Here is a 10,657-nt window from a genome sequence, read left to right on the forward strand (position 1 = left end):
TGGGATTAGAGAAATGAATATCAAACTATCATTTATTTCAATTGCTTTTCTATCGTTAAGTTTTAATGTTGCTGCTAACGAATTTGAAAAATCTCAAGAGCACTACAAAAGTGTAACTGATTTAAAAAACAAAATCGAAATACTAGAGTTAGAAAAGAAAATAACAGAGCTGAGTGGCGAGATTCGCAATGCAAGAATGCCAAAAATAGATAAGTCTGCACCCGTTTTATCTCCTCAGCCTGTAGTAAAATCGTCAGAAGAATTACAAAAAAGTATCGAACATATAGAAGAAGAGCTCAAAGTGGAATTGGCTTATTTGGTTAACAATGGTCAACAAAAAAAATATACATTCAATCTTAATGGCAAACTTATCACATTGGTTAATGGTGATTTTGTAAATGGTTGGAAATTCATTGAAGACCAAAATAAAATTCAATTTTTCAAGGGCAATAAGGTAATCGATGTCAATTGATATAAAGTATTTAAGTCGTATTGATATAGATCGTGAGGAGTTTTTCTTTAAAGACTCGAGATTAATGTGTAAGAAATTCGATGAAGAGCGTGAGGTATTAACTCTTCTCGAATTCGATACAAAATTTCGGGTCAATCTTCTGAAGAAAGATAAAGTTTATAAGTATTTCTTAGTTTCAGATGCAAATCATAAATTATTAATAGCGAATCTTGTTACCGAGCAGCAAGCTAAAGACTTAAGTTTTATAGAAAAAGATATAATGAAAATTGCATCATCTGCTACAGCTTATGGTGCAAGTGACATCCACTTCATCCGAGAGGATAGGATTTGTAAAATAAAATTCCGTGTGAATGGCACAATGATCGACTATAGAGAAATATTAAGTTCAGAAGCCGATTCGCTAATGTTTGTTCTATACAATGTGATGGCAACAACGAAAGAAACGACGTGGAACCGAAAACTACCTCAAGATGCAAATATTATTCTTGTGATCAACGAAAAGGCATATCGCTTTCGTTACGCACATATGCCTTTATTTGGTGAGGGAGGGAAAAACTATCATGCGGTAGTTCGTATTATCTATCCTTCAAATAATTTTGTTTGTACAAACTATCAAGATATTGGGTATAACGAGGCTGATACCGATGCGATTGCAAGAATTCTAAATACATCTTATGGATTGTTCATTGTTTCCGGAACAACAGGTTCTGGTAAATCAACATCTTTGAAAAAGTATATAGAATTACTTTTCTTTAATAAATATAAGGGAAAAGGATGTTTTGTCACCGTTGAAGATCCTGTCGAGTATTTAATTTCTGGAGCACAGCAAAGCTCAATTGTTGCCGATAATGATGATAAAACAAAGAACCCATTTGCTGATGCGGTACGTTCAGCGATGCGTCGAGATCCGGACGTTATTATGATCGGTGAAATTCGTGATAAACCTACCGTTGAGGCTCTATCAAGTGCTGTAGAAAGTGGCCACTATTGTCTTACGACCATCCATGCAGGTTCTGTTGTTTCTGTTTTACAAAGACTTTCAGGATTAGGGATGAAGGCTGACAAAATAGCATCACCTGGATTTCTGGCTGGTATTACAAGTCAGAAATTAATTCCCGAACTTTGCCCAAGTTGTAAAGTTTCCTTTGTTGATGAACGTTATCAGCGTGCTGTATTTAGCGCGAATGAAAATGGCTGTGAGGCATGTAATCATTCTGGGTTTAAAGGAAGGCTGCTTTTATTAGAAACATTAGTCCCAACAGTTGAAGATTTAGAGCTAGTGGCGAGTGAAAACTGGGTTTCCCTTTATCGTAAATATCGGGAGCGACGCTTTATAAAAACTGGAAAAAAAGGTCTTGGTGAAGGCTTCAGCATTAAAGATAAAGCTTATTACAATGTTTTAAAAGGTAAAGTGTGTCACGAATATTTTATGCTGCATTTCGGTCAGTTAGATCATGAGGATGAAAATATAATATATGAAAATTATCTCCAAGAAGTATAGGCTAGAACTTTATTCAATGCTTGTGGACTTATTGAATGATAATATCCCACTCTATGATGCATTAAATAAAATACAAAATGAGGGAGTGGGCATCTATGATAAGAATTTTATTAAATCCATTGAATTAATTAAGGATAGGATGAAAAGTAATTCATCACTAACGGATGCCTTAACTGGACTAATACCAGATAAAGAAGTTTTGATGATTAATGTTGCAGAAAACTCAGGTAAGATTTCGAGTGGTATTGCTGCAATACGCAAAAACATTATCGATGCAGATGAGATCAAATCTAAAGCTATCTCATCTATGATCACGCCTAGCGTGATGCTTATCGTGACTATGGTTGTTATTGCTGGCTATTCAGTAAAAGTATTTCCCACATTTGAGTCTGTACTTCCTGTGAGCCGGTGGCCCGGTGTTACCCAAGCACTTTATAACCTTGGATTTTCATTGTATGAAGGCTTGTGGATCAAAGTTCTTATTTTTGTCGCTATCTTCATTACGATTTTAGTTTTTATGTCTAAAAACATTACAGGGAATTTCAGAGATGGTTTTTTAGATAAGCTGCCACCTTTTAATTTTGTAAAGCATATTGCAGCAACAGAATTTTTGGCCAATATGTCCATGTTGCTAGATAGTCGAGTCCCATTTAAAGAAGGTCTGGACATTGTCGATCATAAAACGACACGCTGGCTCTCCTCACATTTGCAAAGAATGAAAGCTAACATGCAAGAAGGGCTAGACTACAAACAGGCTCTCGACACCAATTTACTAGATAAAAAAATGCTCCTGACAATGGCTGTTTATTCAGAACTACCTAATTTTTCGGATGTAATGCAAAAATTAGCTATTGAAGCCAATATAAATCTACATAAAAAAATTGCCACTTTAGCAGGGGTAATGAAAAATATTTCACTAATAACGTTGGCGTTGTCTGTGATTTGGATCTTCGGTGCGATCTTTTCGCTCGTTGATAAACTAAGTTCATCTTTATAGTGAGGATATATGAGATATAAAAAAACCTTAATGTTATCAATCATGATTACATCATTTAACTCATTTGCATTTAATGATAATTATAGTTCAACCAGTACGGTTTATGCTACGTCTAATGAAGCTACGGATTCAAGGGGGAGTGAGCACCTTAGATACCCTTATTTAGAGTGTATCAAAATCGGTATGAGTAGAGATTATCTTGAAAACTGTGTGAAAGTATCTTTTCCAACCTCTCAAGATATGTTTTATGACGCATACCCATCGACAGAATCTGACGGTGCTAAGACAAGAACAAAAGAAGATTTCTCTGCTCGGCTTTTAGCTGGTGATTATGATAGTTTACAGAAATTGTATATAGATTTTTATCTTGCTCAAACGACTTTCGATTGGGAAATACCGACAAGGGATCAAATTGAGACACTAGTTAATTATGCTAATGAAGGTAAATTGTCTACGGCACTTAATCAAGAGTATATTACAGGTCGATTTCTTACAAAAGAAAATGGTCGATATGATATTGTGAATGTTGGTGGTGTTCCAGATAATACTCCAGTTAAACTACCAGCTATTGTTTCTAAACGCGGACTAATGGGTACAACTTCTGTAGTTAATGCAATTCCCAATGAAATTTATCCTCATATCAAAGTTTATGAAGGGACTCTTAGTCGTTTAAAACCTGGTGGTGCAATGATCGCAGTATTAGAATATGACGTAAATGAATTAAGTAAGCACGGGTATACCAATCTGTGGGATGTGCAGTTTAAGGTTCTTGTTGGAGTTCCACATGCAGAAACAGGAGTTATCTATGACCCTGTTTATGAAGAAACTGTCAAACCATATCAGCCTAGTAACAACTTAACGGGTAAGAAGTTGTATAATGTATCTACAAATGACATGCATAATGGTTACAAGTGGTCAAATACTATGTTCTCAAATTCTAATTATAAAACGCAAATATTATTAACTAAAGGAGATGGAAGTGGTGTGAAACTGTATAGCAAAGCATATTCAGAGAACTTTAAATAAAATAGATAAGATAACAGCCACATTCGTGGCTGTTATCTTATCTCAAAAAACATAAAATAACATGAGTTACTTTATGTTTTTCTTATGTAATACGTCTGTAACTTGTTCTTATGTCTGTTATGTAGTTTTATATTAACTTCGATTTTAAGATAACTTTACGTGGATGGCTCTCTGCGTTTATTTATATATCTTCAGAGTAGAACGCAATGATTGGGAAAAAATCTTTTCAAACTAATGTATATAGAATGAGTAAATTTGATACTTACATATTCAATAACTTATATATAAACGACTACAAAATGTTCTGGATAGATAGTGGAATTGCAAAGCTTATAGATAAAAATTGCTTGGTTAGTTATGAGATAAATTCAAGTTCAATTATCTTACTCAAGAAAAACTCTATTCAGCGATTTTCTTTGACTTCATTATCAGATGAAAATATAAATGTTTCTGTAATTACAATAAGTGATTCATTTATACGTTCACTAAAATCTTACATTCTTGGTGATCTCATGATAAGGAATTTATATAGTGAAAATAAAGATCTATTACTTTGGAATTGTGAACATAATGATATAGCTGTCCTTTCTGAAGTGGTAAATGGTTTCAGAGAAATTAATTATTCAGATGAGTTCCTAAAAGTTTTTTTTTCAGGGTTCTTCTCGAAAGTAGAAAAAAAATATAACTCTATATTTATTACTGATGATCTTGATGCTATGGAGAAAATTTCATGTTTAGTAAAAAGTGATATTACGCGTAATTGGCGTTGGGCAGATATTTGTGGTGAATTAAGAACGAATCGGATGATTTTGAAAAAAGAACTAGAGTCTCGAGGAGTAAAGTTTAGAGAATTAATTAATAGCATTCGAATATCATATTCAATTTCACTAATGAAAACCGGTGAATTCAAAATAAAACAGATTGCATATCAGTCTGGGTTTGCTAGCGTTTCATATTTTTCTACAGTATTTAAGTCAACCATGAATGTAGCACCAAGTGAATATTTATTTATGTTGACAGGAGTTGCAGAAAAATAATGGAATACGTTTACTTGATCCTATTTTCGATTGTATCACTGATTTTGGGTAGTTTTAGTAATGTTGTGATTTATCGTCTACCAAGAAAAATTTTACTAAAGAATCATTTTTTTTATGACATCGATTCAAATCGTTCCATGTGCCCTAAATGTGGAAATAAAATCAGTTGGTATGATAATGTTCCATTGTTAAGTTATTTGTTACTTCATGGTAAGTGTAGACATTGTGATGAAAAAATTTCATTAAGTTATTTTATTGTCGAGTTATCATTTTTTATAATCGCATTTCCAATATATTGGTTATCAACTGACTGGGTTGATTCGTTCGTATTGCTCGGGCTTTACTTTATTTTATTCAATCTTTTTGTAATTGATTTTAAATCTATGCTATTGCCAAATTTACTTACGTATCCGATATTCATGTTGGCATTTATTTATGTGCAGCAAAATCCAGCATTAACAGTTGAAAGCTCTATTATTGGTGGTTTTGCGGCTTTCATCATATCCTATGTGAGTAATTTCATTGTTCGGTTATTCAAAAGAATCGATGTGATGGGAGGTGGAGATATAAAGCTCTATACTGCGATTGGTACTCTTATCGGTGTTGAGTTTGTACCATATTTATTCTTGCTGTCCTCGATTATTGCATTTATTCATTGGTTTTTTGCTAGAGTCTCATGTCGGTATTGCTTATATATCCCTCTTGGACCAAGCATTATTATCTCTTTTGTAATTGTTTTTTTTTCAATCCGTTTAATGTGAGCTAAAATGAAGTTTTCTATCAAGTTACTAATGATTTTTACATCAATTATAATTACTATTTCATCTATCCTTACTTACTTTCAGATGCATGGAACCAATGAATATCTTGATCGTACGATAAAAGATACTATTTCTGAAACGCTAGACTCTTTGGAAGATAAAATAAATCTTTCTATTGAGTCCAAGGTCGATGTGTCAAAATCTGTTATCGACATTTATGAAAATTTACTGGAGGGGGAATCCCCTCTCAGTAAATTTAAGGATGTTGATGTCAATCATCTTTCAAATGTTTTTCAATTGTTCGGATATGCTGATGAAAGAACAGGAGAGATCATTACTAATGACCCAAACTTTAAAGTGCCTACAGGATTCGATCCAAGGACTCGATCGTGGTATTTAAATGCAAAAAAATTGAATACCTTTAGTTTGTCTGAGCCGTATGTCGATCTCATTACAGAGAAGTTAATGGTGACAACAAGTGCACCAATATATAATAAAAACGATTTAACAGGAGTTATATTTTTTGATATACCACTAGATGACGTTCAGGAATTAATTAAAAGCTACAATCCATTTGATGCCGGCACGATTTTTATCGTTGATAACAGTGGGAAAATAATTTTCGGTAATAAAAATGATATATCGGGTAAAAATTTATTTGGAGACTTTGATAGCTTCCCTCTATCGGTAAGTGAGTCAAAAACGAAAGATAAAAATGGGGTAAATTACGATGTATTCATCAAAATGTCAGACTTTGGCGATTGGAATCTTGTTTCTATTATCGACCATGATAAAGCACGCTCTGATATTATCACGTTGAGAAACAATAGTATATTTACTGCCGTCATTTTAGCAAGTGTTTTCTTTGCTATCTTGTTGTTTACTATGCGGTTAATGCTGAAGCCATTGCATCAATTAACCGATGCAATGGTAAATATTTCATCGGGCAGTGCTGATCTTACGGTTCGTATCCCGAATAGTACGGATCAAGAGTTTTCAAAAATAATAAATTCCTTTAACATTTTTGTTGGTAATCTGCAATCTATTGTGTCGGAGGTTAAAATGAACTCAGAAAAAATAAATTGCATAACTACTGAAACACAAGAGCTAGTCGAAGTTTGCAATAATAGCGTAGCTGATCAGTATCGTGAACTTGATATGCTAGCTAGCTCAATGAATGAGATGGTGGCAACATCTAATCAGATTGCACAAATTACATCCGAAGCATCAGAGATCACATCTAAGATTAACGGTCAAGTGAATGAAGGAGTCGGTGCTGTTTCTTCTGTTACCGAAAGTGTAGGTAATTTAGTTGAGAAGTTGGATAAGACGAAATCTGTTATCCAAGATCTTAATCGCCAAACTCAAAATATAGATGTTATTTTGAAGGCTATTAATGATATTGCTGACCAAACAAACCTTCTTGCTCTTAATGCTGCAATTGAGGCTGCACGAGCTGGGGAAAATGGACGAGGTTTTGCTGTGGTTGCTGATGAGGTACGCAGCCTAGCAATAAAGACACAAGAGTCTACTAAAAATATAGGAAGTATTATCCATATATTACAAGAAAACTCTTTGCTATCCGTTCATGTTATGGATGAAAGTTTTAATATTGCCTCTGAAACTATGACTATATCAGCTGATTCAAAACAATGTTTAGACAATATTAGTCAATCAGTAATACAAATTGTTGATATCACAAATCAAGTAGCTACAGCTGCTTACGAACAAAGTCACGTATCAGAGGAAATAAACAGCAACTCTATTTCTATAAAAGATAAAGCAGATACCTTATCAAGTTTGGGTAATAAGATTTCTCAACAGGCTTATTCTCAAAAAGCACTGATTGGTCATCAAGATGATTTAATCAGTAAGTTTATCATTTAATATGGATGTATTTCATGAAAAGTAAGAATCGATTTTTATTAATTTCTTTACTATCATTTTCTACGAGTGTTTTTGCGGATGTTAATCTTTATGGACCTGGTGGTCCACATGTGCCATTGATTAAAGTTGCAGAAAGTTTTGAAAAATCACAATCAAAACGCGTTAATATTACTTTTGGACCTCAAGCTACTTGGAATGACAAAGCAAAAAAAAATGCTGATATTTTATTCGGTGCATCAGAACATTCTGCTCTAGCTATTGCAGAAGGACATAGTGAAAGATTTTCAAAATTTAATATTCATCCTGTATTCATGCGTGAAGCAATTATCTTAGTAAAAAAAGGTAATCCGAAAAATATTAAGGGTATGGCTGATCTTTTGAAGCCTGGTATCGGAATCGTCGTAAATGATGGAGCAGGTGTAAGTAATACATCGGGCACTGCTGTTTGGGAAGATTCAGTTGGTAGAATGAAAAATGTTGAGAAACTCCAGGCATTTAGATCTAATATTCACGTTTTTGCCCCAAATAGTGGATCAGCGCGTAAGGCGTTTGTTGATGGTGAAGATATTGATGCATGGATTACATGGGTCGATTGGGCCATAGCTAATCCAACAATCGGCGATATGGTTAGAATGGAGGATGAATATCGTATTTATCGTGACTTCAACGTTGTTCTTGCCAAAAATCCATCTAGTGAAGCGATTGACTTTTTTGATTATCTAACAAAAAGCAAAGACGCTGAAGCAATCTTTCAGCACTATGGCTGGTTTAAGTGATTTTAGGGAGAGTACATGTACTCTCCTATGAAATTTTTCGTAGGAACTAATATGAATCAAAGAGTTAGTGTTATTTATGCTACTTTCTGGGATAGACTATGGGCATCATTGATTGATAGTTTAGTGCTATCGGTATTAATTCTAGCTGTCATTTTGTTTATATTTAATGTCTTTGATGTGGATGTTGCAATAAACAGTAGATACGTCGATATCGCTAATTTATCTTTATCACTTTGCATTACTATTTTATTTTGGAATTTTAAATCTGCAACACCTGGCAAGATGCTCTTAAAATTAAAAGTTGTTGATGAGCATACTCTTAATAAGTTGACATTTAAGCAATCTATAATTCGTTATTTGTCATATTATATTAGTCTGTTAGGCTTTTTCATCGGCTTTTTCTGGATTTTCTTTAACAAAAAAAATCAAGGATGGCATGATAAAATCGCAAAGACCATCGTAATAAAATTGCCATCTAGTACTCAGTAATATTTAAAATGAATAAGACACTTAGGATTACATTATTATCTATATCTGGTTCAAAAACATTTAACATAAAATTCAGACATAGAGTGTTTTTACATTTGACTTTTTGTTTTATTATGTTGTTTTTTTTGGCAATAGCTATGTTGATTTTTAATTTTGACATGAAATTGAGTTCCTCTCTTCTAAGTCAGATAAAAAATGAATATAAGACCTTTTTCTTAGAGAACAAAATATCATCAATTAACAGTTCTTCATCTGAACTAATGGAAGATTTGTTTTCAAAGCAAGAGCGTTACGAGTTAGCTATCAATCGTTTAGAAAGATTAGAATCTTTTGTACATAGCGCTGAATCGATCGATATGGTGACTGTTACAGAGCAACTTGGTAGCTATATGAAAGAAACTGTGTTGAATGAGATTCCTAATGGCTTTCCTATTCCTGATGCAAAGATATCATCTCGCTATGGTGAACGTGTGCATCCAGTTACCAAAGTTAAGCAGATTCACCATGGAATTGATTTCCCTGCTGCTATTGGCACACCAATCTATTCACCAGCAGATGGTGTTGTTGAAGCGATAAGAGTCAGTACCCAGGGTTCAGGTAATTTTATGCGTCTTCAGCATACTTATGGATTTAGTAGTAGTTACTCTCATTTGCATAAGTTCTCGGTTAAAGAGGGGGATTTTGTCAAAAAAGGTGAATTAATTGCGTACTCAGGAAATACTGGGTTATCCTCTGGGCCACACCTACACTATGAAATCCGTTTCCTCGGTAAATCCCTAGACCCTCACCCATTTATAAAATGGAATTACGATAATTTTTCTGAAATTACTAATAAAGTACCATTAATCAAATGGGATGAATTGCTGACTAACATTGAGATCCGGATTGCAATGAATCCGAATCTCAATGCACAATAAGACTAGAAGTAGTACTTTGAATTTAAACTTATAGAAAGCACATCATTGTACTTATCGAACTGATATCTTAACTCTGTTCCAACGCTAAGCTCTGGAATTAAATTATAATCCAACCCTAACGAAAATAGTGCACCAAAGCGATTCTTTTTAAGACCTGTTTCTAATAGAGCTTTTCTAATCTCTATATCATCATTTAGGAGTAATTCTAGCTCTTCATATTTTCCAGAATATGCTTCATATTGTGTATGTGTCACACCAACTTTTATATTTGTTTTCAATTGCTGATGAATGGGGTATGAGTAAACTGAGATTAATGCAAGTTGTTTAGCTTCAATCTCAGAGCTCCATTCGTGCTCTTTTCTATATTGTTGATTATTTAAAGATTCAATTCCTATAAACTTACTGTATTGATCTTCTAATTTATAACTTGAATAGTTGATTTCAAAAGAAAAATTATCATTAAATTTATAACCAATTAGTCCACCTAAAAACATATCTTCCATATTGGGGTTTAGGCTAACAGCGTCACTTTGATAGTTCGTCTCAAAGCTATGATTTGCTGTTCCAATTCCAAGTTCAAGACCAATATACGGTGCTGCATTTGCTGATAAAGTCGTAAACAAAAAAATTGCTGATAAAGTTTTTTGCATTTTTTACTCCTATTTTTACCTGTGTTTCACATTTTATTCTAACTTTAATTTTTTATTTTTTTTATGCTAACTCGTTAAATTTTTAAAAATAAATTTAACAAAATGTATAAAGCGATTTTTTTCATTTTTAACAAGGATAATTAA

The 10,657-nt window shown here is 33.4% G+C and carries 11 protein-coding genes; 10 read left to right on the forward strand and 1 reads right to left on the reverse strand.

Annotated elements, in window-relative coordinates:
- Window positions 1–13: 13 nt before the first annotated feature.
- From tcpS to T411_RS0112695, 10 genes are all read left to right on the forward strand, one after another.
- Window positions 14–472, forward strand: coding sequence for a toxin-coregulated pilus protein TcpS (gene tcpS / locus T411_RS0112650; RefSeq protein WP_001022337.1), 459 nt, complete (start codon window positions 14–16; stop codon window positions 470–472).
- On the forward strand, window positions 462–1,973 hold the full coding sequence (gene tcpT, locus T411_RS0112655) for a toxin-coregulated pilus assembly ATPase TcpT (protein ID WP_000020698.1): 1,512 nt from the start codon (window positions 462–464) through the stop codon (window positions 1,971–1,973). The genes tcpS and tcpT overlap by 11 nt, the downstream gene beginning before the upstream one ends.
- Entirely contained in the window at window positions 1,948–2,970 is a 1,023-nt protein-coding gene (gene tcpE / locus T411_RS0112660; protein ID WP_000691946.1) for a toxin-coregulated pilus assembly protein TcpE, read from the forward strand. The genes tcpT and tcpE overlap by 26 nt, the downstream gene beginning before the upstream one ends.
- 9 nt (window positions 2,971–2,979) lie before the next feature.
- Window positions 2,980–3,996 (forward strand): colonization factor TcpF, encoded by a 1,017-nt coding sequence (gene tcpF / locus T411_RS0112665; RefSeq protein WP_001269569.1) that lies wholly within the window; start codon window positions 2,980–2,982, stop codon window positions 3,994–3,996.
- A 206-nt stretch (window positions 3,997–4,202) separates the two neighbouring features.
- Window positions 4,203–5,033 (forward strand): pilus/toxin transcriptional regulator ToxT, encoded by an 831-nt coding sequence (gene toxT, locus T411_RS0112670; protein WP_000579582.1) that lies wholly within the window; start codon window positions 4,203–4,205, stop codon window positions 5,031–5,033.
- The gene (tcpJ, locus tag T411_RS0112675; RefSeq protein ID WP_000456980.1) at window positions 5,033–5,794 is read left to right on the forward strand and encodes a toxin-coregulated pilus pre-pilin peptidase TcpJ; all 762 of its coding nucleotides are present in this window, start codon (window positions 5,033–5,035) and stop codon (window positions 5,792–5,794) included. The genes toxT and tcpJ overlap by 1 nt, the downstream gene beginning before the upstream one ends.
- A gap of 6 nt (window positions 5,795–5,800) precedes the next feature.
- Complete coding sequence (gene acfB, locus T411_RS0112680; protein ID WP_000672503.1) at window positions 5,801–7,681, forward strand: methyl-accepting chemotaxis protein AcfB; 1,881 nt, start codon at window positions 5,801–5,803, stop codon at window positions 7,679–7,681.
- Window positions 7,682–7,686: 5 nt separating this feature from the next.
- Window positions 7,687–8,457 (forward strand): accessory colonization factor AcfC, encoded by a 771-nt coding sequence (gene acfC, locus T411_RS0112685; protein WP_001880633.1) that lies wholly within the window; start codon window positions 7,687–7,689, stop codon window positions 8,455–8,457.
- A gap of 15 nt (window positions 8,458–8,472) precedes the next feature.
- Complete coding sequence (locus T411_RS0112690; protein ID WP_000287237.1) at window positions 8,473–8,946, forward strand: RDD family protein; 474 nt, start codon at window positions 8,473–8,475, stop codon at window positions 8,944–8,946.
- Between the two features lie 8 nt (window positions 8,947–8,954).
- Window positions 8,955–9,863, forward strand: coding sequence for a M23 family metallopeptidase (locus tag T411_RS0112695; protein ID WP_001880634.1), 909 nt, complete (start codon window positions 8,955–8,957; stop codon window positions 9,861–9,863).
- 2 nt (window positions 9,864–9,865) lie between these two features.
- Here T411_RS0112695 and acfA read toward each other — a convergent pair whose 3' ends face one another.
- Window positions 9,866–10,513: an accessory colonization factor AcfA gene (gene acfA / locus T411_RS0112700; protein WP_001173022.1), complete on the reverse strand. Its 648-nt coding sequence runs from the start codon at window positions 10,511–10,513 to the stop codon at window positions 9,866–9,868.
- Window positions 10,514–10,657 lie beyond the last annotated feature (144 nt).

The organism is Vibrio cholerae ATCC 14035 (assembly GCF_000621645.1).
GTDB lineage: Bacteria > Pseudomonadota > Gammaproteobacteria > Enterobacterales > Vibrionaceae > Vibrio > Vibrio cholerae.